The organism is Lentzea waywayandensis (genome assembly GCF_900115955.1).
GTDB classification, from domain to species: domain Bacteria; phylum Actinomycetota; class Actinomycetes; order Mycobacteriales; family Pseudonocardiaceae; genus Lentzea; species Lentzea waywayandensis.
The window spans coordinates 327,619-348,895 of sequence record NZ_FOYL01000003.1; the positions used below are offsets into that span (position 1 = coordinate 327,619).

Annotated in this window: 24 protein-coding genes; 14 read left to right on the forward strand and 10 right to left on the reverse strand. The window is 68.0% G+C overall.

The features are described 5' to 3' along the window. The first annotated feature begins 72 nt into the window (after positions 1–72). The 7 genes from BM417_RS12290 to BM417_RS12320 all read left to right on the forward strand — a co-directional run bounded on the left by BM417_RS12290 (position 73) and on the right by BM417_RS12320 (position 7,029). Positions 73–1,425 carry a phosphomannomutase/phosphoglucomutase gene (locus tag BM417_RS12290; protein ID WP_093593608.1) on the forward strand — a complete coding sequence of 451 codons (1,353 nt, stop codon included), beginning with the start codon at positions 73–75 and terminating at the stop codon, positions 1,423–1,425. Positions 1,426–1,435: 10 nt separating this feature from the next. Further along, positions 1,436–1,636 carry a Trm112 family protein gene (locus BM417_RS12295; RefSeq protein ID WP_093591878.1) on the forward strand — a complete coding sequence of 67 codons (201 nt, stop codon included), beginning with the start codon at positions 1,436–1,438 and terminating at the stop codon, positions 1,634–1,636. 4 nt (positions 1,637–1,640) lie between these two features. Continuing rightward, entirely contained in the window at positions 1,641–2,705 is a 1,065-nt protein-coding gene (locus tag BM417_RS12300; RefSeq protein WP_093591881.1) for an SIS domain-containing protein, read from the forward strand. A 19-nt stretch (positions 2,706–2,724) separates the two neighbouring features. Then, positions 2,725–3,939, forward strand: a complete 1,215-nt coding sequence (manA, locus tag BM417_RS12305) for a mannose-6-phosphate isomerase, class I (RefSeq protein ID WP_093591884.1) — start codon at positions 2,725–2,727, stop codon at positions 3,937–3,939. Positions 3,940–3,986: 47 nt separating this feature from the next. Continuing rightward, complete coding sequence (locus tag BM417_RS12310; RefSeq protein ID WP_093591887.1) at positions 3,987–4,910, forward strand: cation diffusion facilitator family transporter; 924 nt, start codon at positions 3,987–3,989, stop codon at positions 4,908–4,910. Positions 4,911–5,051: 141 nt separating this feature from the next. Then, a complete protein-coding gene (locus BM417_RS12315; protein WP_093591890.1) occupies positions 5,052–6,548 on the forward strand; it encodes an amino acid permease in 1,497 nt (498 codons plus the stop codon). 25 nt (positions 6,549–6,573) lie between these two features. Then, positions 6,574–7,029: a MarR family winged helix-turn-helix transcriptional regulator gene (locus tag BM417_RS12320; protein WP_093591893.1), complete on the forward strand. Its 456-nt coding sequence runs from the start codon at positions 6,574–6,576 to the stop codon at positions 7,027–7,029. Here the strand turns inward: BM417_RS12320 and BM417_RS12325 are convergent. After that, positions 7,026–7,631, reverse strand: a complete 606-nt coding sequence (locus BM417_RS12325) for a hypothetical protein (protein WP_093591896.1) — start codon at positions 7,629–7,631, stop codon at positions 7,026–7,028. The two genes, BM417_RS12320 and BM417_RS12325, sit on opposite strands and share 4 nt — an antisense overlap. 17 nt (positions 7,632–7,648) lie before the next feature. On the opposite strand from BM417_RS12325, the gene BM417_RS12330 reads away from it, so the two are divergent. Further along, complete coding sequence (locus BM417_RS12330) at positions 7,649–8,884, forward strand: glutamate mutase L (RefSeq protein ID WP_093591899.1); 1,236 nt, start codon at positions 7,649–7,651, stop codon at positions 8,882–8,884. Here the strand turns inward: BM417_RS12330 and BM417_RS12335 are convergent. Both BM417_RS12335 and BM417_RS12340 read right to left on the reverse strand, forming a co-directional pair. After that, positions 8,881–9,099: a helix-turn-helix domain-containing protein gene (locus BM417_RS12335; RefSeq protein WP_030476549.1), complete on the reverse strand. Its 219-nt coding sequence runs from the start codon at positions 9,097–9,099 to the stop codon at positions 8,881–8,883. The genes BM417_RS12330 and BM417_RS12335 overlap by 4 nt on opposite strands. Further along, complete coding sequence (locus tag BM417_RS12340) at positions 9,099–9,578, reverse strand: DUF2975 domain-containing protein (protein ID WP_093591902.1); 480 nt, start codon at positions 9,576–9,578, stop codon at positions 9,099–9,101. The genes BM417_RS12335 and BM417_RS12340 overlap by 1 nt, the downstream gene beginning before the upstream one ends. A 77-nt stretch (positions 9,579–9,655) precedes the next feature. On the opposite strand from BM417_RS12340, the gene BM417_RS12345 reads away from it, so the two are divergent. Then, positions 9,656–10,234, forward strand: coding sequence for a TetR/AcrR family transcriptional regulator (locus tag BM417_RS12345; protein WP_245821876.1), 579 nt, complete (start codon positions 9,656–9,658; stop codon positions 10,232–10,234). Here BM417_RS12345 and BM417_RS12350 read toward each other — a convergent pair. From BM417_RS12350 to BM417_RS12360, 3 genes are all read right to left on the reverse strand, one after another. After that, a complete protein-coding gene (locus tag BM417_RS12350; protein ID WP_093593611.1) occupies positions 10,227–10,751 on the reverse strand; it encodes a GNAT family N-acetyltransferase in 525 nt (174 codons plus the stop codon). The genes BM417_RS12345 and BM417_RS12350 overlap by 8 nt on opposite strands. A gap of 2 nt (positions 10,752–10,753) precedes the next feature. Continuing rightward, on the reverse strand, positions 10,754–11,548 hold the full coding sequence (locus tag BM417_RS12355) for an RNA-binding protein (RefSeq protein ID WP_218164453.1): 795 nt from the start codon (positions 11,546–11,548) through the stop codon (positions 10,754–10,756). A gap of 155 nt (positions 11,549–11,703) precedes the next feature. Then, entirely contained in the window at positions 11,704–14,106 is a 2,403-nt protein-coding gene (locus BM417_RS12360; RefSeq protein ID WP_093591908.1) for a hypothetical protein, read from the reverse strand. A gap of 98 nt (positions 14,107–14,204) precedes the next feature. Here BM417_RS12360 and ahcY point away from each other — a divergent pair, with 98 nt between their 5' ends. The 3 genes from ahcY to BM417_RS12375 all read left to right on the forward strand — a co-directional run bounded on the left by ahcY (position 14,205) and on the right by BM417_RS12375 (position 16,445). After that, a complete protein-coding gene (gene ahcY, locus BM417_RS12365; RefSeq protein WP_093591910.1) occupies positions 14,205–15,668 on the forward strand; it encodes an adenosylhomocysteinase in 1,464 nt (487 codons plus the stop codon). Positions 15,669–15,729: 61 nt separating this feature from the next. Continuing rightward, on the forward strand, positions 15,730–15,987 hold the full coding sequence (locus BM417_RS12370; RefSeq protein ID WP_093591913.1) for a hypothetical protein: 258 nt from the start codon (positions 15,730–15,732) through the stop codon (positions 15,985–15,987). Beyond that, entirely contained in the window at positions 15,987–16,445 is a 459-nt protein-coding gene (locus BM417_RS12375) for a hypothetical protein (RefSeq protein ID WP_093591916.1), read from the forward strand. The genes BM417_RS12370 and BM417_RS12375 overlap by 1 nt, the downstream gene beginning before the upstream one ends. Here the strand turns inward: BM417_RS12375 and BM417_RS12380 are convergent. The 4 genes from BM417_RS12380 to BM417_RS12395 all read right to left on the reverse strand — a co-directional run bounded on the left by BM417_RS12380 (position 16,438) and on the right by BM417_RS12395 (position 18,600). Further along, the gene (locus BM417_RS12380; RefSeq protein WP_245821877.1) at positions 16,438–16,872 is read right to left on the reverse strand and encodes an Imm1 family immunity protein; all 435 of its coding nucleotides are present in this window, start codon (positions 16,870–16,872) and stop codon (positions 16,438–16,440) included. The two genes, BM417_RS12375 and BM417_RS12380, sit on opposite strands and share 8 nt — an antisense overlap. Positions 16,873–16,964: 92 nt before the next feature. Further along, a complete protein-coding gene (locus tag BM417_RS12385) occupies positions 16,965–17,582 on the reverse strand; it encodes a DddA-like double-stranded DNA deaminase toxin (RefSeq protein ID WP_093591919.1) in 618 nt (205 codons plus the stop codon). Positions 17,583–17,594: 12 nt separating this feature from the next. Further along, the gene (locus BM417_RS12390) at positions 17,595–17,774 is read right to left on the reverse strand and encodes a DUF397 domain-containing protein (RefSeq protein WP_245821878.1); all 180 of its coding nucleotides are present in this window, start codon (positions 17,772–17,774) and stop codon (positions 17,595–17,597) included. Then, a complete protein-coding gene (locus tag BM417_RS12395; protein WP_093591925.1) occupies positions 17,749–18,600 on the reverse strand; it encodes a helix-turn-helix domain-containing protein in 852 nt (283 codons plus the stop codon). The genes BM417_RS12390 and BM417_RS12395 overlap by 26 nt, the downstream gene beginning before the upstream one ends. A 69-nt stretch (positions 18,601–18,669) precedes the next feature. On the opposite strand from BM417_RS12395, the gene BM417_RS12400 reads away from it, so the two are divergent. Together BM417_RS12400 and BM417_RS12405 are read left to right on the forward strand one after the other, a co-directional pair. Continuing rightward, positions 18,670–19,035 (forward strand): hypothetical protein, encoded by a 366-nt coding sequence (locus BM417_RS12400; protein WP_093591928.1) that lies wholly within the window; start codon positions 18,670–18,672, stop codon positions 19,033–19,035. Between the two features lie 21 nt (positions 19,036–19,056). After that, positions 19,057–21,099, forward strand: a complete 2,043-nt coding sequence (locus BM417_RS12405) for a TerD family protein (protein ID WP_093591931.1) — start codon at positions 19,057–19,059, stop codon at positions 21,097–21,099. The last annotated feature ends 178 nt before the right edge of the window (positions 21,100–21,277 follow it).

Sequence of the window (21,277 nt, forward strand, 5' to 3'; positions counted from 1 at the left end):
GCATCACTAATCTTCTCGCCGGTAGGCTGCCCTGGCAGTGGCCGTCAAGAGCGAGTTTCGGGAGTGTGCGGCGTGCGTGACCTGTCCGGCATCGTCAAGGCGTACGACATCCGTGGGGTGGTCGGCGAGCAGCTGGACGCCGGCTTGGTCCGGGACTTCGGCGCCGCCTTCGCGCGCCTGGTCGGTGGACCGACCATCGTCATCGGCCACGACATGCGCGACTCGTCGCCCGGGTTGTCGCGTGCCTTCGCCGAGGGTGCGCAGGCGCAGGGCGTGAACGTCATCAGCATCGGCCTGGCCAGCACGGACATGCTCTACTTCGCGTCCGGCAAGCTGAACCTGCCCGGCGCCATGTTCACCGCGAGCCACAACCCGGCGCAGTACAACGGCATCAAGATGTGCCGCGCGGGTGCCTCGCCGGTCGGCCAGGACACCGGTCTCGGGCAGATCCGCCAGGACGCCGAGAACCAGGTCCCGGACGCCGAGGGCGTCACCGAAGGCACGTTCGAGGAGCGCAACATGCTCGTCGACTACGCGGCCTACCTCAACGACCTGGTCGACCTGAAGGCCATCCGTCCGCTCAAGATCGTCGTGGACGCGGGCAACGGCATGGGCGGCTACACGGTGCCGCAGGTCTTCGAGGGCCTGCCCATCGAGGTCGTCCCCATGTACTTCGAGCTCGACGGCAGCTTCCCGAACCACGAGGCGAACCCGCTCGACCCCAAGAACATCGTGGATCTTCAGGCCCGCACCAAGGCCGAGGGCGCCGACGCGGGTGTCGCGTTCGACGGCGACGCGGACCGGTGCTTCGTCGTGGACGAGAACGGCGACCCGGTGAGCCCGTCGGCGATCACGGCGCTGGTGGCCGTGCGCGAGCTGGCCAAGGACCCCGGCGGCACGATCATCCACAACCTGATCACCTCGCACGCCGTGCCGGAGATCGTCACCGAGCACGGTGGCAAGCCCGTGCGCACGCGCGTCGGCCACTCGTTCATCAAGGAGGAGATGGCCAGGACCGGCGCCATCTTCGGCGGCGAGCACTCCGCGCACTACTACTTCCGCGACTTCTGGCGTGCCGACACCGGCATGCTGGCCGCGCTGCACGTGCTGGCCGCGCTCGGCGAGCAGGACGGTCCACTGTCGACGCTGACGTCGATCTACAACCGCTACGCCGCCTCCGGTGAGATCAACTCGACGGTCAACGACCAGGCCGGGCGGATCGCCGCGATCAAGGACGCGTACGGACCCAAGGACGGCGTCACGATCGACGAGCTGGACGGTCTCACCGTGCAGCTGGCGGACGGGTCGTGGTTCAACCTGCGGGCCTCGAACACCGAGCCGCTGCTGCGCCTGAACGTCGAAGCCGCCACCCCCGAGGCCGTCGCCGCACTGAGCGACGAGGTCCTCGCGATCGTGCGGGCCTGAGGAGAACACCGTGGCCGTCAAGCTTGAAGAGCAGTTGCTGGAGATTCTCGCCTGCCCGTGCCCCGAGCACGCGCCCTTGCAGGTCGGGACGCCTTCCGATCCGGAGGCGGACTTCCTCACGTGCACCGCGTGTGGTCGTTCGTTCCCGGTTCGCGACGGCATCCCGGTGCTCCTGCTGGACGAGGCGGTCGAGCCGCCGTCGGCTGTGTGATCAGGTGCTCGACGACACGCTGCTCGACGACCCGAGCCGCCTCGCCGACGCCGACACGGGCGGTTGGCTGCGCGCTGCCGCGCGGGCAGGGGCACAGGTCCGTTCCACCGCTGAGGCCGCGGCCGAGGCGGGGGTGGAGCGGATCTTCTCCGAACGCCCGCGCGCGGTCGTGCTCGTCACCCGGCCCGGCCACTCGGTCGCGGTTGCCAACGTCGTCATGGCGTTGCTCGGTCCCGGCTGCTCGGTGCCGGTCGTGCTCGCCGACGAGGTGCCGCCCTGGGTCGGCGCTCTCGACGTCGTGCTCGCGCACACCGAGGACCCCGGTGACCGGGTGCTCGCCGAGTCGATCGACAGGGCTGTCCGCAGGGGCGCCCGGACGTTGCTGACGGCGCCGGACTCCGGTCCGATCGCCGCGGCCGCCGCCGGCCGGGCCGTGCTGCTGCCGCCCCGCATCGACGTGCCGCCGGGCTTCAGCTTCCCGCGCGCGCTCGCCGCGTGGCTGCTGGTGCTGCACTCGCTCGGCCTGCTCAAGGCCGACGTCGAACTGATCGCGGACGAGCTCGACCGCGAGGCCGAGCGCGACCACCCGATGCACGAGTCGTTCGTGAATCCGGCGAAGTCACTCGCGTTGCGCGTCGCCGATCGCACGCCGCTGCTGTGGGGCCTCGACGAGGTCGCCACGTCGGTCGGCATGCACGGCGCGGGCGTGCTGGCGGCGTTCGCCGGTGTGGCGTGCGACGTCGCCGGGTATTCACAGGCGTTGACCCGTCCGGTGCTGCACCGCCGGGCGGTGCAGGGAACTTCTGGCGCGGACCTCTTCGCCGACCCGGACGACGAACCGGGCAGCGGACTCGTGCGCGTGTTGTTGCTGGCTGTGCGCCAGGGCCCGGTGGCCGATGCTGTTCGGCACGCCGCCGAGGACGCCCTGCCGGGCGCGGACGTGCTGGAGCCGGCCGTCGAGGTGGCGGGAGGCGACGCGGTCAGCGCCGCACTGCTCGCGCTCCGCTTCGAACTGGCCGCGCTGTACCTCGGGCTCGCCGCCGGAACTCTCGGCGGCAACCCGTACTGATTTGGGAGCTGACTTAGAAGTGGACCTGCTGCACAACGCGGTAAGGCCGTACGCGTGGGGTTCACGCACGGCCATCGCCGAGCTGCTCGGGAAGGAGGTGCCCGCACCCCATCCCGAGGCCGAACTGTGGATGGGCGCCCACCCCGGCGACCCGTCCCGCGTGGTCGGAGCGGACGGCACCGAGCGCTCGCTGCTCGGCCTGCTGGCGTCCGACCCGGACGGCCAGCTCGGCACGCGCGTCGCCGAGCGGTGGGGCAGCAGGCTCCCGTTCCTGCTCAAGGTGCTCGCCGCCGACGAGGCGCTGAGCCTTCAGGCACACCCGTCGGCCGCGCAGGCCGCGGAAGGCTTCGCGGCCGAGGAGAAGCGTCTCGTGCCGCTCGACTCCCCGGTCCGCAACTACAAGGACCCGGCCGCGAAGCCGGAACTGATCTGCGCGCTGACCGAGTTCCACGCCCTGGCCGGTTTCCGCGAGCCGTCGCGAACGGTGTCGTTGCTGCGCACGCTGGACGCCCCCGCCCTCGCGCCGTACACCGAGATGCTGGTCGCACAGCCGGACTCCTCTGGCCTGCGCGCGTTGTTCACGATGCTGATCACGCTGCCGCAGACGTCGTTGAGCACGTTGCTGCCCCAGGTTCTCGACGCGTGCGTGCTGCACGTGAAGGAGCACGGCGAGTTCGACCTGGAGTGCCGCACGATCCTGGAGCTGGGCGAGTCCTACCCCGGCGACGCGGGCGTGCTCGCGGCGTTGCTGCTGAACCGCATCGTGCTCCAGCCGGGCGAGGCGATCCACCTGCCCGCCGGCAACCTGCACGCGTACCTGCGGGGAACGGGCATCGAGATCCTCGCGAACTCGGACAACGTCCTGCGCTGCGGCCTCACGCCCAAGCACGTCGACGTGCCCGAACTGCTGCGTGTGCTCGACTTCACGTGCGGTGACATGGAAGTGCTGCTGGGCGAGGAGATCCAGCCCGGCGTCCGCGTCTACCGCACGCCCGCGCCGGAGTTCGAACTGTCCAGGTTGGACCTGGCAGGCGAGACGCGGATCAACCACGACGGCCCGCAGATCATGATCTGCACGGCGGGCGCGGTGGTGCTCTCCAACGCCCGAGGCGACGAGCTGAAGCTGGCGCGCGGCGAGTCCGTGTGGCTGCCCGCGTCGGACCCCGCGGTGCTCGTGCGCCCGGATGGTGTTCAATCCGCTGAACTTTTCCGCGCCACGGCCGGAACAGACTAAGGTTCACGACCGGACAAACCGGACTGGTTCTCAGCAAGGAGACAGGCGTGTCAGCAGGGGGCGGAACCAAGGCCATCGTCGCGGCGTTGGTGGCAAACGCAGGAATCGCGGTGGCCAAGTTCATCGGATTCCTGATCACCGGTTCGTCGTCGATGCTCGCCGAGTCGGTGCACTCCGTGGCCGACACGTCGAACCAGGGCCTGCTGCTGCTCGGCCAGAAGACGGCGCAGCGCAGGGCGACCAAGCTGCACCCGTTCGGCTACGGCCGCGACCGGTACTTCTGGTCGTTCGTGGTGGCGCTGATGCTCTTCACGCTCGGCTCGGTCTTCGCGCTGTACGAGGGCATCCACAAGCTGCAGGCGCCGGAGGGTCTTTCCAGCCCGCTCGTCGCGGTCGGCATCCTCGTGGTCGCGATCGGCCTGGAGACCTACAGCTTCATCACGGCGATCAACGAGTCGAAGAAGATCAAGGGCGACGCCACCTGGTGGGGCTTCATCCGCAACTCCCGCACGCCGGAACTGCCGGTCGTGCTGCTGGAGGACCTGGGCGCGCTGGTCGGCCTGGTGCTGGCCCTGCTCGGTGTCGGCCTCACGACGATCACCGGCAACCCGGTGTTCGACGCGCTGGGCACCGTCGCGATCGGTGTGCTGCTGGGCATCATCGCGATCATCCTGATCATCGAGATGAAGTCGCTGCTGATCGGTGAGGGCGCGTCGGACAAGGACCTCGACGTGATCATCGACGAACTGGCCGCCGGCAAGGTGCAGCGCGTCATCCACATCAAGACCCAGTACATCGGTCCGGAGGAGCTGCTGGTCGCGGCGAAGATCGCGCTCAACCCCGGGCTGCAGCTGGACGAGGTGGCTCAGGCGATCAACGACGCCGAGCAGCGGGTGCGGGCCAAGCTGCCGCACGCCCGGTTGATCTACCTGGAGCCGGACCTGGACCGGTCGACGGTCGCCAGCTCCTGATTCCTGTTCCAAGAGGGCCCTCCCGCACTCCACGTGAGCGCGAGAGGGCCCTCTTGCCATATGAAACGAGCTATAGGGGTCCCAGATCGTGGATACCTCTAGGGTGGGCCGAATCGGGGATCCATCAAGGAGGTATGCACCGTGCCGGGGAACGGGTTGTGGCGCACGAAGTCGATCGAGCAGTCGATCGCGGACACGGACGAGCCGGGCACCAAGCTCCGCAAGGACCTGACGGCCTGGGACCTCACGGTCTTCGGTGTCGCGGTCGTCATCGGTGCCGGCATCTTCACGCTCACCGCGAGCACCGCGGGCAACATCGCGGGGCCGTCGGTCTCGCTGTCGTTCGTGCTGGCGGCGATCGCCTGTGCGCTGGCCGCGTTGTGCTACGCCGAGTTCGCCTCGACGGTGCCGGTCGCGGGTAGCGCGTACACGTTCTCCTACGCGACGTTCGGCGAGTTCGCCGCGTGGATCATCGGGTGGGACCTGGTGCTGGAGTTCGCGGTCGGCTCGGCCGCGGTCGCCAAGGGCTGGTCGGCCTACCTGCAGACGACGCTCGGGCTGTTCGGCTTCGACGTGAAGACCGAGGTGGGTGACGGCTTCAAGTTCGACTGGGGCGCCGTGCTCCTCGTCGCGGTGATCACGGCTCTGCTGGTCGTCGGCACGAAGCTGAGCTCGCGGGTCAGCGCGGTCATCACGGCCATCAAGGTCGCGGTGGTGCTGCTCGTGATCGTGCTCGGCATCAGCTACATCAAGGCCGAGAACTACACCCCGTTCATCCCGCCGGCAGCCGAAGGTGGGCCTGCCGCACACACGGGCATCGAACAGTCGCTGTTCTCGTTGATCACCGGCTACTCGGGCAGCACCTACGGCGTGCTCGGCATGCTGGCCGCGGCTTCGATCGTGTTCTTCGCGTTCATCGGTTTCGACGTCGTGGCGACCACGGCGGAGGAGACCAAGAACCCGCAGAAGGCCGTGCCGCGCGGCATTCTCGGCTCGCTCGCGATCGTCACCGTGCTCTACGTCGCCGTCACGCTCGTGATCACCGGCATGGTGCCGTACACGGAACTCGCGACGCAGCCGGACGGTACGCGCGCGACGTTGGCGAGTGCGTTCGCGCAGAACGGGGTCGACTGGGCGGCGACGGTGATCTCGGTCGGTGCGCTCGCCGGTCTGACGACCGTCGTCATGGTGCTGATGCTCGGCCAGAGCCGGGTGCTGTTCGCGATGTCGCGCGACGGGCTGTTGCCGCGCAAGCTCGCGAAGACCGGCAACCACGGCACGCCGGTCCGCATCACGATCATCATCGGTGTGCTGGTCGCGGTCGCGGCGGGCTTCTTCCCGGCGGGCAAGCTCGAAGAGATGGTGAACGTCGGCACGCTGTTCGCGTTCATCCTCGTCTCCGGGGGTGTGCTGGTGCTGCGCAAGACGAGGCCGGACCTGTCGCGCGGCTTCCGCGTGCCGCTCGTGCCGCTGGTGCCGATCCTCGCGATTCTCGCCTGCCTGTGGCTGATGTTGAACCTGACCGCGCTCACCTGGATCCGGTTCATCATCTGGATGGCGCTCGGCGTCGTCGTCTACTTCGTCTACAGCCGACGCAACTCGGTGCTGGGCAAGCAGAGCGACAAGGCCGGCAAGTAGCTCGTCACCAACTAACCTGCCCACCATGGGAAACGCGCGGTGGCTCTCCGAGGAGGAGGGCAGCGCCTGGCATCACTTCGTCCAGGCGTACCACCTCCTCGAGAGGCAGATCGAACAGCAGTTGCAGCGCGACGCGGGCCTCTCGCACGCGCAGTACAACGTGCTGGTCGTGCTGTCCGAACAGCCGGGCAACCGCATGCGCATGACCGAACTGGCGCGCAGGGTGGTGGTGTCGAAGAGCTCGTTGACCTACCAGATCGGCAAGCTGGAGAAGTCGGGACTCGTGCGGCGTGAACCGCACGAGTCCGACGAGCGCGGCATCCTCGCCGTGCTGACCGACGCGGGCAAGGACCTGCTGCGCACCGCCGCGCCCGGTCACGTCACCACTGTCCGCGAGTACCTGATCGACCTCTTCACGCCGGACCAGCTCGCGCAGCTCGGGTCGTTCATGCAGACCGTGCACGAGAAGGCGGACGACTAGAGGGTCAGCAGGCCTCGTTCGTCGAGCCACTCGGCCACGTCGTCCGGGCCCTGCCGCGTCACGTCCAGCTCCAGCACGGGCAGGATCGACTTCGCCGCGAGCTCGCGGAGTTGCCGCTGTTCCTCGACGAACGGCTCCAGCGCGACGTACTGCTTCGGGTTCGCGCTGATCTTCAGCCGTTCCTCCCGCGCCTGCGCGAACGTGTCCTCGGGCCGCGTGCACAGCACGATCGCGAAGTTGAGCGGCTTCAGCCTTTCCTCCAGCCAGCCGAAGTCGAACTCGCGACCCTGCCGTGCCTGGTACGCCAGCGTGGACAGATGAAAGCGGTCGACGATCCACGAGTAGTACCGCTGCAGTTCGAACATCCGCACCCACGTCTCGTAGGTCTCGATCGCGTGCGCGGTCTCGTCCGGTGCGAAGTCGATCAGCCCGCGGCCCCACGGTTCGTTGCTGAACCCGCTCCACTCGGCCGAGATCAACGGCGAGTGGTAGCGGTACCTGCGATGCCCGACGAGACGAGGGTGCTCGTTCAGGGCGAAGGCCAGGTCCGTCTTGCCGGTCAGCCGCGTGCCTTCGAGGATCACCTTGGGCGTGAGCTTCATGATGGCAAGCTAACCCCGTGATCCTGTGTCTCGACGTCGGTTCCACCTGGACCAAGGCCGCGCTCCTCACCCCCGAGGGCGAGCTGGTCCGGACCGGGCAGCACCCGACCACGCCGCCGGAAGTGCTGCGCGGCATCGACGTGCTGCGCTCCGAGGTCGGTGACGGCGAGATCCTCGCGTGCTCGTCGGCCGGCGGCGGGTTGCGGCTCGCGGTCGTCGGCCAGGAACGTGTCGTGAGCGCCGAGGCGGGCTATCGGGTCGCTCTCTCCGCAGGCGCCAAGATCGTGCACGTCAGCGCGGGCCCGGTCGACGTGAAGGCACTCCGTGCCACGACCCCGGACCTGATCCTGCTGGTCGGCGGCACGGACGGCGGGGACCGGTCGGTCCTGCTGCACAACGCCGCGAAGCTCGCCCGTGTGGCCGTGCCGATCGTGCTGGCGGGCAACGTCGAGGCGCAGCCGGAAGCGTTGGAGCTGCTGGCGAAGCGCACCGTGGTGGCCTGCCCGAACGTGCTGCCCGACGTCGGCCGGCTCGCCCCGGAACCGGCCCGTCGAGCGATCCGCGAGGCGTTCCTCCAGCACGTGATCGGCGGCAAGGGACTGTCGCGCGGCCCGAGGTTCCGTCAGCTCGTGCGGGCCGTGACGCCGGATGCCGTGCTGGCAGGCGTTTCCCGGCTCGCGGCACAGGACCGCGAAGGCGCCGTGCTCGTGGTGGACGTCGGCGGCGCGACCACGGACGTCTACTCGGCGGTGTCGACCGTGGACAGCGAGGGTCTGGAAAGGACGGTCGCGCTGCCGCCGGACCGCCGCACCGTCGAAGGCGATCTCGGCATGCGCTGGTCCGCGCCGGGCGTGGTCAAGGAAGCTCTCGCCGAACGCCTGACGACCGAGGATCTGACCGCGGAGGCGCAGTACCGTGCCGAGAACGTCGACTGGCTCGCGGAAGACCCGGCCGTCGACGTGAAGCTGGCGTCGTTCGCGGCGATTCTGGCTGTGCGCAGGCATCTCAGGCAGGTCGACGGTCAGCTCGGGCCGCACGGCGCGGGTCTGCTGGTGCTCTCCGGTGGCGTTTTCCGGCACACGGAAGACATCTCGCCGATCATCGAGGCACTGCGCGGCGACCCGGTGCTGCGGCCCGTGCTGCGGACCGCCGAGATCACCGTCGACCGCGACTACGTGCTGGCGCCGGTCGGACTGCTCGCCGAGTCGGGGCGGCTGGAGGCCGCCGACCGACTGGCGAAGCGGCTGGGCTAAGCGGACTCCTCGTCGTCCACGAACTCGAGGAGATCGCCCGGCTGGCATTCCAGCACCCGGCACATGGCCTCCAGAGTGCTGAACCGCACGGCTTTCGCGCGCCCGTTCTTCAGCACCGCGACGTTGGCAGGCGTCAGCCCGACCTTCTCCGCGAACTCGCCGACGCTCATCTTGCGCTTGGCCAGCTCGACGTCGATGCGCACGACGATGGCCATCAGATCACCGCTTCCATGTCGGCGCGCAGCGTCGTGGCGCGTTGCAGCAGCGCTCGCATGACGACCAGCACGAGTCCGATCACGGACACCGCCGACGTGAACAGGAAGAACAACACCAGCACGCCGGGGTCGTCGGCGTTGAAGCCGACCCAGATGAACACCGCCACGAGCACGACCCACCCGGCCGCGATCGCCCACACCATCACGTTGACCCACTTGATCGCGGCCTCGGTGAAGATCAGGTCCTTGCGCACCAACGTGAGCAGCTTCCAGGTGGCGACGATGACCACCTGCACGCACACGACCCAGAACACCGACACGATCGTCGAAGGCCACCTCAGGTAGGCCTCTTCGGGGTTCTGCTGCGCCATGTACGCGTACGAGCCGGGGATCGACAACGTCTCCAGGACGACGAGGATCCCGAACAACGCCACGAGGAACACCCGCAGCGCTATCACCGCCCAACGTTCAGAAATCATGCATCGAGTATCGGCAGTGATCTATCGAAAGTCAATCGGTAGTGATCGTGTTGCAACCGGTCTCTACAGTGATCGGCGTGGGACTGCGCGAGCGCAAGAAGACCGAGACCCGAGCGGCGTTGTCGGCCGCCGCACTGCGCCTCGCCCTGGAGAAGGGCGTGGAGGACGTGCGGGTCGACGAGATCGCCGAGGCGGCGAACGTCTCGCCGCGCACCTACAACAACTACTTCGCCAGCCGCGAGCACGCGATCGTCGCCGGCATCACGGCCTCGCGCGCACTCCAGGTCGCCGACGCACTGCGCTCGCGGCCTTCCTCCGAACCTCTGGTCGAGTCGATCATCGCCGCGTTCGCCGAGCAGTACCGCGAACCGCCGACCGAGGCCCTCGCGCTGATCACCTCGACACCGGCGTTGCGCGAGGCCTACCTCGACTCGGTGGCGTCCATGGAACCGCCGATCGCCTCCGTGATCGCCGAGCGGCTGGGCAAGGACTCCGTCGGCGCCGAGGTTCTGGCGGCCGCGGTGTCCGCCGCCGCACGCCTCGCGGTGCAACGGTGGGTGGACGTGCGCCCGTCCGGACTCGTCGTGGTGCCGACGACCTCAGTCGAAGACCACCTGCGCGAGGCGATCGGTCACCTCGCGCCTGCGCTCACTTGAGCTCGTCCTTGAGAACGCACATCAGCAGGCAGTCGTGCCATTCACCGTCGCGGAAGAACGCCTGCCGGTACCGCCCGTCGACCTGGAAACCGACCTTCTCGTAGGACCGGATCGCGCGGGCGTTCGCCTCCACCACACCGAGCTCGATCGAGTGCAGCCGCATGGTGTCGAACCCGTACCGGCACGCCGTGCGCAGGGCATCCGTGCCGTAGCCGCCACCCCAGTGGTCCTTCTCGCCGATGTAGATGTCGACCTCGGCCCGCGCGTTGACCGGGTCCGCGTCCCGCAGCACGACGACGCCGATGAGCTTGCCGTCCTTCAGCGTCTCGATGCAGAAGGTGACCTTCTCGTACGAGTTCTCCTGACGGTCCGCGAAGCGTTTGCGTGCCGACGCCAGCGACGAGTGGTAGTAGCTCTGCAGCCACCGCATGACTTCCTCGTCGTTGTGCCAGCGGTGGAACGCGTCGGCGTCCTCCGGCTCGACGGGCCGCAGCCGGACCAGGTCTCCAGCAAGCATGTTCACACGCTCCAACGCACTCGAACGACACCGTCGTCATCGGGAAGTACCGCTTCGGCCAGCGGAGGATCTTCGTCTTCTTCGTGGAGGGTCAGCACCATCGCGCCGCGCGCCTGTGTCAGTTCGACGGCGATCATGGGGCGCTCTTCGCCGTCGGCGGTGCGGCTGGTGATCACGCCGTCCCGGTCCTCCCAGACGAGCAGGGCGACGTCCCTGTCGTCCAGTGTTCGAAGCTCCCCGACGACGTCCTCGTTCAGCTCCGGCCAGACCGTGAGTGCCGCCCGCGGCGCGATCCCGCTGCGGACGGCCGGGATGTCGGAGGCCCGCAGACGATGCCAGCGCGAGCGGCCGATGAAGGCCCGTTCCTGCAGGAGCACGGTGCCGCAGGCGGTCACGAGCTCGGACACCTCCGCCCAGAACGCGTCGTCGGCCGGGCGCGGGACCTCCAGTTCCACGCCGTGGAAGCCCCACGGCGAGCGAGGGACCATCACGGGGAACAGGCCAAGGTCGCGTACCCGAGCAACAGCGTCATCGCACGGCTCGGAGCTGCCGATGTACATGTACTGGTCGTAGCCGATGTGGACGAAGAACCTCTCGTCCACCTCCAGCCGGCACCAGGCTCCGTTGTCCCGCAACATGGCCCTGACCAGCGCGACCCCGGTGGCGAGCGGAATCCGCGCACCGTCGTGGTAGCCGGTCAGGTCGGGCGGGAACAGCCCGATCAGCCCGTACCCCTCGACGGCCGGCTCCAGCCCGCCTCCTCCGACGCCGGGCTCGCGGATCGTCAGCTCCGTCACGCCGCTGTCCTCGGGCGAACGCCTCGACGGCCGCGAGGTAGGCGGCTTCCACCTGTCCGTGATCACTCATGCTGTCCAAAGGCCCGAAGTACCCGCGATTGCCGAAGTGATCCGGGTTGTACTTCGTCACCTTGTGGACGTGCATGATCCGGAGCCTAAGAGCCGCCCAGCGCGTCCCGCGACCGAGTTTCCGGCTTGCGCGCGAACGGCAGCGAAGGCGACTCCGGCGCGTCGACCTGCAACAGCCCGGCCGCGATCGCCACCGCCCGGTCCCATTCCGGATCCGACGTGTAGTCCGAGTGCGCAGACACCCCGGAGCGCCACCGCCGTCCGGGGAACGGACCCCGCTGCGGATCCGGCAGCCAGTGGTCGCCGCCCAGCACCAACGCCCCTGTGGGCCCGCGCAACGCCGGTGCCAGCGCGCCCTCCGAGCCGTCCTCCCGGTAGCCGACGCCGAGCAGCATGCCGTCGAACACCTGCCGCCGCCACGTCGTCACCGCGCCGCCCAACGGGTCCGTGCCCCGGCACAGCGCGCGCCAGCGCCCGTCCAGCCCGCCGGCCAGCCGGGCCAGCGACGCGTGCGGCACCACGGCGGGAAACGCCCGCGGATAGGCCCACTGCAGCTGCGAACCGGCCGTCAGCAGCCCGATCCGTTCGCGGTCGTGCGCGGGCAGGTCCTCCAGCAACCGGGCGGCGGCGACGGCGACCAGCAGGGACCCCTGGGAGTGTCCACAGAGGACGACGCGGGTGCCGGGGTCGCGCAGGTGGTCCTGCACGCGGGCGACGAGCTCCGGCACGACCTTCAGCGCGTAGCAGGGCGGCACGATCGGGTGTGCTTCGCGCGGCCAGAACTGCGCGATGTCCGCGATGATCCCGAGCCGCCGTCCGGACTCCGGTTGCCGCGCCGCCAGATAGACGGCGCGCAGCAGCGACACGGCGAGCAGGCCGAGCACGAACACGCCGAAAGCCGAGAACACCGTCCACGGCCCCAGCGGGACGTTCTGCACGCGCAGCACGGAAGCCAGCGCGGCGCCGACCACCAGCACGGACGCGATGATCAGGATCATGTGATGGCCGTGGTTGCGTTCCCATCGAGCCCACCACCACGCGCGCGTCGCGGTGCGCAGGTCACGCATCCGGCCGGAGTGCAGCAACGACGCCTCGCGCGCCCACAGCTTGCCCTTGCGGAACGCCCGCCACCGCACGGCGCCGGTGAACGACACCACCGCGAACATGCTCAACAGCGCCAACGCGCCCGCCACACCCCACAACAGGGTGATGTACTCGTAGCCGATCGGCAGCCTCAGCCCGTCGCCCAGAGCCTTGCGCACCGGCAACGCCACTCCGGCACCGAAACCACCGCCGAGCAGCCCGCCGATCGCCAGCACCGGCGCGGAGAACCAGCCGCCCGCCCACGGCCGCAGTTCGCGCGGCAACGACTTCCAGGTGCCCCGCGCGAGCAGGGCGGCAGGGATCAGCAGCAGCCCGAACAGCACCAGCACGAACGCCATCAGCAACGCCACGACCTGCACGGTCACGTCCGCGCCGGGCACCCGCAACGGCAGTTGTTCCTGCAAGCCCAATGTCGTCAGGATCAGTAGCACCGAGAACAACAGCAGCATCCGCCGCGGCTTACGACCCAACGCCGCGCGCAGCCACCGTCCGCCGCGATGAGGCGCACCGCCCGTGGGGTCGTCCAGCAGCAGCACACCGAGCACGGACACGCCGATGAGCACGAGCGACACGATCCAGGCCACCGTGATCGCCACGCCCATGCCGCCGGTGGCCGTGAGCTGCTTCAACGGGCCGCCCAGGGCGATCAGCGCCGTCACCGCGAGCGCCGCCACGACGTGCAGCGACCGCAACGCCGGCGTGTCCGGGTCGGTCGCGACGTGGGCGCCGGGCAGTCCGGACGAGGGCTGTTTCTCCTGCTCCTCGGCGTCGGCGATCGCCTTGCGCTCGATCCGCCACTCGACGTGCGAGACGCGCCGGATCACCGCGATCACCACGATGATCGGCAGCAGCCCCAGGAAGGTCCGGAACCAGGGAAACGTGCGCACATCGGTCGGAATGCTGGTCAAACACGCAGTACCCGGCCGGAGACACTGGGCGGCGAGCAGGTCCAGGCTGACCACGGAGATCTGCGCGACCAGCAATGCCGTCAGCAGCAGGGCGAACACCCGCAACAACGACCGCAGACCGATGCCGAGCAGGTGGGCGGGCAGATTCCGTTCGGGGACGGGAGGGAGCATCCAGTGCGCGACGTTCGCGATGCTGAATGGGAAGAGCAGCGCCCAAGTGGCCTTGGCCACACCTCCGGACGTCATTCCACCCCACAGGTACCCCTCCACCACGCGAGGAATCGGACGTCCCTCGGTCTGCAGCACCGGTCCGGGCGCGGGCCTGCGGAGTCTGTCGGCGGGGCGCACGATGCGCCCGAGCCCGTCTCCCGCAACGTCCACGGCCGCAACGGCGTCGACGAGCGTCTCCGGCGTCGTTCCTTGAACGCCGTGCACGCGCAGCTCGACGACACGTGTGTCCGGGCCGGCAATCAACACCCGAGACCTCCCTCACCCAACGTGGGGGACATAGTGGTGCATCAGCGGGCGGTATGGTCGGACGACACCCTCTCTGAAGTGCCTTGGAGGACTTCGCAATGACCGCGGAACGGTTGCAGACCCGCAACGGCATTGACTTCGCAGTGGCCGACCTGTCGCTCCACGAGTTCGGCCGCAAGGAGATCCGTCTGGCCGAGCACGAGATGCCCGGCCTCATGGCGTTCCGCCGCGAGTACTCCGGGGTGTACCCGCTCAAGGGCGCCCGCATCTCCGGCTCGCTGCACATGACGATCCAGACGGCTGTCCTCATCGAGACCCTGGTTGACCTGGGCGCCGAGGTGCGCTGGGCCTCCTGCAACATCTTCTCGACGCAGGACCACGCGGCGGCCGCCGTCGTCGTGGGCCCCCACGGCACGGAGGAGGAGCCCAAGGGCGTCGCCTGCTTCGCCTGGAAGGGCGAGACCCTGCCGGAGTACTGGTGGACCGCCGAGCAGATGCTCACCTGGCCCGACGGCAAGGGCCCGAACATGATCCTGGACGACGGTGGCGACGCCACCCTGCTCGTCCACAAGGGCGTTCAGTACGAGGCGGCCGGTGTCGTCCCGTCGGCTGAAGCAGACGACCCGGAAGAGTGGCAGATCGTCCTCGAGACGCTGCGCAACTCCCTCGCCGCGGACGGCAAGAAGTGGACCAACATCGCCGAGGGCATCCGCGGCGTCACCGAGGAGACCACTACGGGCGTCATGCGCCTGTACCAGCTGGCCGCCGCCGGTGACCTGCTCTTCCCGGCCATCAACGTCAACGACGCCGTCACCAAGTCGAAGTTCGACAACCGCTACGGCATCCGCCACTCGCTGATCGACGGCATCAACCGCGGCACCGACGTCCTCATGGGCGGCAAGGTCGCGGTCGTCTGCGGCTACGGCGACGTCGGCAAGGGCTCGGCCGAGTCCCTTCGCGGCCAGGGCGCCCGCGTCATCGTCACCGAGATCGACCCGATCTGCGCCCTGCAGGCCGCGATGGACGGCTACCAGGTCGCGCGCCTGGAGACGGTCCTGCCGATCGCGGACATCGTGATCACAACGACCGGCAACAAGGACGTCGTCACCGTCGAGCACATGTCGCAGATGAAGCACCAGGCGATCCTGGGCAACGTCGGCCACTTCGACAACGAGCTCGACATGGCCGGCCTGCAGCGCTACCCCGGCATCCGCAAGAACAACATCAAGCCGCAGGTCGACGAGTGGATCTTCCCGACGGGCCGCACGATCATCGTGCTGTCCGAGGGCCGCCTGATGAACCTCGGCAACGCCACCGGCCACCCGTCGTTCGTCATGTCGAACTCCTTCTCGAACCAGGTGATCGCTCAGATCGAGCTGTTCACCAAGTTCAAGGAGTACGACAACGAGGTCTACCGCCTGCCCAAGGTGCTGGACGAGAAGGTCGCCCGCATCCACCTCGAGGCGCTCGGCGGCGAGCTCACCAAGCTCACCAAGGACCAGGCCGAGTACATCGACGTGGACGTCGAGGGCCCGTTCAAGGCGGACCACTACCGCTACTGAGTTTCTGGTTTGAGGGGCACCCCGGCCAGGGGTGCCCCTTTCGCTTTCCGGAAGAAGCCACATGGCGATCCCCGCCGAACTGAAGTCGGCGTTGAACGAGATGCGCGCGGTCCGCGCCCGCCGTCCACAGGGCCCGTCCACCACGCGGCAGTACGCGGAGTGGCGGATCAACATGGCGGTAGCGCTGGAGTCTCTGTCTGCCGTTCTCTCGCATCCCGCGGACAGGCAGATGGCGACTGAGGAAGCCGCAGCGGCGCGAGCCGAGGCGTCTTCCATAATTCAGGCGATCGAGTCGCCGCACGCGGACCAGGAGCAGTAGTGGGATTCTTCGGCACTTACGCCTACGAGCACGGTTCCTGGAAGACGCTGTCCGAGGGCGAGCTGCCGCCCCTCGCGGAGCCGTTCCTGTGGATCGACATCCACGACAGCGACATCACCTCGGTCGTCTACGCCCCCGCCGGACCCGGCGCCGGCGTCGCCTACCTGGGCCTGACGCCGCGCACCTACTTCGAGAACCCGAAAGCGTCCGATCCGACCGACGTCCTGCGCGAGGCCGCGGGACTGGCCGCGTGGTGGGCGCTGTCGAACTCCGGTGACGTTCCGGCCAAGCAGGCGGAGCTCCTGGCGTTCCTCGCCGAGGACGAGGATCCGAACGGGTTCGAGTGGGACGAGTCGGAGGACGTCGACGAGATCGACGACGGGGAGGTGTTCGTCGAGGTCAAGACTCGGCGGTTCCTCGCGGCGCTCGACCTGCCGCTGCCCGACGGCCTCAGCTGACGGGCGCCAGGTGTGGGAAGTCCGCGGGGATCAGGCCGCCGTGATCGAGGTAGGCCGCCAGCACCACCCGGACGGTTGCCAGCGGAACTTCGCAGCTCGCGGCCACCAACGTCTCATGGCCTTGAAAATCGTAGACACGCTCCCCGGTCGCGTCCGGGGAGCCTGGTGTCGCACGAAGCTCGTCTGCGCCGCTGACGCGGACGTATCCACGGTCAGAACCGATGCCCGCGTTGATGGTGGGGAAGCCGTACGGGTCTTCCGCGATGGACACTTCGACCACCGATGGGCACGGTTGCGCACCAGACCGCTCGCTCACGCGGTCGATGAACGCCGTCAGCTCCTCGTGTGTGGTCACGATGATGGCGGGGTCGCCGGGGCCGTAGTCGTTGTCCGGCTTCTGGTCGTACCAGATCTCTAGCGTTGCCACGGCGGGCGCTTCCCCCTGTGAACGTCTTCCGGTAATTCGGCCCGTACACGGTCAGCGTGCATCCCTCAGGCAGAAGTACCGGCAGCAGGTTGTCACAACCCCACTTTCATGCGGCATGGCGTGTAGTTGATGACCACGCTTGCGTGCCGGACGTTCTCACGCCTCATTCGCACAGCGAGCTTGGTCTCCACGTGGGTGATGGTGAGTGGCGGACCCTTTTCCGGGAACCGTGTTTCTTGCAGGACGCGCCAGACCTCCGCAGACTCGGCGTCCTCGCCGCTCACGATCGAGCGCGGCTCCACGCTGCCGGGCGTGAACCATCGCCCGTGCGTCTTCTGTCCGCTACCTGCCTGTACTGGAGGTGGCAGTTGACGGCGCAGAGCTTCGACCTGCTCAGCGGTGCTCTGAGAAGGCTGCGGCGGGGAGACTTCTTGCGCGAGGCCGTGACGGTGGAGGTAAGAGCGGATTTCGTCGGCGATGGTCGCGAGTGTGGACACCTGACCTTCCGGCTCGCTGATTCCCTCGATCACGCGGGTGAACCACGAGCAGGCCTGTTCCACGTCAGCCTGGCTGCTGCCAGAGCCGACAGCGCGGAGAAGCTCTAGCGCGTGTTCGGCGAGTTCAGAAGCTTCGTGGTGCGCCGTTATCGACTGGTCGATCGTGTGCAGTACGCGCCGCAGCGCGTCACCTACGTCGCCCAGCGAAGCCACACCAGGCCTCCTTTAGCGATCGAACGCCCCCACGAACACCTGCCAGGCTCCGGCGCTGAACCCGAGCTCGGGGCCTGCGGTGTTCTTGGAGTCACGCACGCGCACAGCCTGGGCGAACGCCACCTCGACGCAGTTGCTCCCGTCGGTGCCACCGCTGTAGCTGCTCTTACGCCAGGTGCAGTTTCCGGCCACTGAGGTCCTCCCGCGATCTGCTGGCGAGATCCGCCACCATCGACCGCGATTGTTCCTCATCGAGTGCGAGCGCATCCAGGTGCGCGAAGATCAGCTTGCAGTGCTTGATCCCGGCCAGATCCTGCACGAACACCTGCGCGAGATCCGACTCCGTGTAGGCCGTGCTGCCGCGCTTCTCCCACTCCCACAGCACGTAGTTGGCCGCGAAGACTCCTGACATGCCGATCGCCGCGGGCACGATCCGGATGACGTGCGTGTGGAAGAGCAGTCGCATGAGCTGGTCCTCCATGATCTCGTCGCTGCCGACCTTGAACCTCAGCGCGTGCTCGTGGATGTAGAAGGTGCACTGCGGGCGGTTGTGCCGTCGGAGGATCGCCTGCCGCTCTGTGCGGAAGCGGACATTCCTCTCGATCACGTCCGGAGCGGCCAAGCGTGCCTCGAACAGCGCGGCTGCGTACTCCTCCGACTGCACAAGGCCGGGTATGGACGTCAGGTCGTAGCTGGTGATCTTGTCCGCCGACGACTCGGCCATCGACATCGTGCGCAGGTTGTCGGGCACCTGCACGAAGTAGGGGTTGAAAGCGGATCGGTAGCGGTTCAGGAAGTCCTCGATGAAGTTCTGGGGACGTCCGCACCGCCCCAGGTACTGGATGATGTCGATCTCGCTCGCCCGCACCTTGCCGTGCTCGATGTTGGACACCTTGCCGGGGTCCCACCCGAGCATTCGGGCGATCCGGCGGGCGCGGAAGGTCGTGAAGCGCTCGCGCACCTGACGCAACTCATCGCCCAGGTCACGGCTGTATGGAGTGGACGGATCGCCGTTCATGAGAATCGACGTTAGGCGATGGAGGAAAAACAACAGCGTGCCCAAACGGGTGGAATTACGCTGCCACGCGTGAACGAGTTCGGCCTTACCTTCGAACCGCACGACGTCGTGCACGAGGACGTGATCGTGCCGCTCATCGACGGCGTCCCGCTCACCGAATGGCTCGAACTGCACGACGACCCGTCGTTCAGCGGTGTGCGTAGGGAAGACCTCGACGCCGAGCCGTTCCGGCCGGGCAAGGCGAAGCTGGTGCTCGGTTGCGACTGCGGCATCGCGAGCTGCGGGCCGCTGGTCGCGCGCATCACGGCCGACGGCACCACGATCGTCTGGGACAGCTTCCGACGGCCACATCGTGGTGGCCGGGTGTACGACGAGCTCGGGCCGTTCCGGTTCGACCGCGCGGACTACGAGAAGTTGGTGCTGGAACTCGGTTGACGTGCGGGTTTTACTGACCTGGTGCGGACGACCATCATCAAGAAGACCCTGCGCGTGCCGGCCTCGGACGGTGCGCCGGGTGACGGTGCCGCGGTCGCGAGGCAGTTGGACGCCGCGCTGATCAGCTCGGGCTTCAAGGCGTCGCGCGACCTGCTGGAGCACGTCGGCGGGCTTGCCGAGGCCGAGGACTTCGCCGCCGAAACAGTGCGCGCGGTCAAGGAGCTCATCGGCGCGCGAGGGCAGCACAACCCGTACTTCAAGGAGTTCCCGCACAACGTGCCGGACACCCTCGCGTTCTGGTGGGAGTGCCTGCGGGACGCGCTCGAGCAAGGCATCGAGCCGACGAACAACCTGCTCGACCTGCCGAAGTACGGCCGGGTCCAGCACTCCTACGAGGAGATGCTGCGGGCGCACGACGAGCTGATTCCTTCGCTGAAGGACCGCATCACGGTCGTGCACCTCGGAGGCACGCTCGAGGAAGAGGTGCGGCGCCTCTTCGAGGAACTCGCCACCAGCCCGATTCCGTTGGCGGAGAACGACAGGGTGTTGCTCGGCGAGTTGGCGGTGCTCTGCGTCGACGCCGAAGTAGTTGTTCCCGTTCGGGAGAATCGCGCGATTCTCAACACGGCGCGGCTCGTCGCGCAACGGCCACTCCGGGGCATTGACACCGTCACCGACGTGCTGCGCCTCGCGGCGGAGGCATCCGGGGGAGACGTCACGCTCAAGGAGCCGACGCGGTTTCGGTCGTTTCGCCGGCCGGAGCGCAGGGCGTTGCTCGGCGCGTTGAACGAGGTGGCGGAGAGCAAGTTCGGTGACGTCAATGTCAACCGTGAGGCGTGGAAGCGCCTTGGCGAGCGGTTGCACCCGCACGAGTACCCGTTCGAGCGGGCGCAGGACGTGTTCGCGGTGGCGCGCGGGGAGAAGGTCGCGCGGTCGTTCGCCGGGCAGGTCGAGCTGGCGTTCGTGGAGAACGACGTCGAGCGCGCGATCGGCATTTTGGCCAAGGCGCCGGGCATGTTGCTGCGACAGCTCGACAGGCTTCTCCGGCACGGCGCGGAAAACCTCGCGGAGCACGTTGAAGCTGCCGTGCCCGAGGTGTCGAGCAGGGTCCTCATCTCGGTGCTGGAGCACCTGTCGAACCGCACGACGCCGGACACCGCGCGCGTCTTCGCCAGTCGTGCGCGCAGGGTGTGGATTGCTGACGACGACCGTGAGCCGCTCGAGCCGAAGGCCGTCGAGGCGATCGTCAAGGTGGTCGAGAACGAGCTGATCCGCAGGCTGCCGGAGTACTCCGAGCTGATCGTGGACGACGAGGTGCTCGACGTCGTGGTGCCGGTTTCCGGTACGGAGGAAGGCTTCGGTGTGCTTCCGCGCGGGTCGAAGCTCTGGTTCGGCGGCGACGTGCTGCGGTTCTTCGTGCACTGGCGGCAGCAGGCCAAGCGGACCGACTACGACCTGTCCGCGGTGCTGCTCAACGAGAACTTCGAGTACCAGGGTCAGGTTTCGTGGACGAACCTCAAGCAGGCCGGCGCCTACTACTCGGGTGACCTCACCGATGCCTCGGACGGCGCGACGGAGTTCATCGACCTGCACCGCGACGCGATGAGGGCGAAGTACGTCGTGCCGCAGGTGAACATCTACTCGGGGGAGGGGTTCGACGACGTCGCCGAGTCGATGTTCGGGTTCATGAGTCGCGACCTCGACCAGATGGGCAAGCCGTTCGAGCCGAGCACGGTTCGCGCGCGCTCTTCCATGCGCGGCAAGGGAAAGGTCGCGCTTCCGGTGATGTTCGAACGGGAGGGTGACTCCTGGTTCGGCACGTGGCTGCATCTCTACCTGCGCGGCACGTCGTGGGGCAACCGGGTGGAGGAGAACCGCGACGTCGTGAAGCTGATCGCTGCGGCGGCGTTGCGGCGCAAGTACTTCACCGTGGCGAGGGTGCGGGATCTGTTCGCGCGCAAGGGATCCACAATGGACGCTGCGGTGATCCGCATCGGGTTGACGCAGGACGAGACCGGAACCGTCACCACGGTGGCAGAACTTGGGAAACTCCTGTCGGACTGACCCACATCGCTGCTAACGTGGTAAACGCGAGGCCATGAGAGAGCTTCCTTCTAAATCCGGAACCGGAATGGTCTTCGGACCGCCGGTCTTTAGCCCTCTCGCTTTCCTCGCCCTCACTCAGGGGACGTGTGTCCGCGGAACGCGCGGACCGCGTCGCTCGCAGTGCCTTCTGGGGACA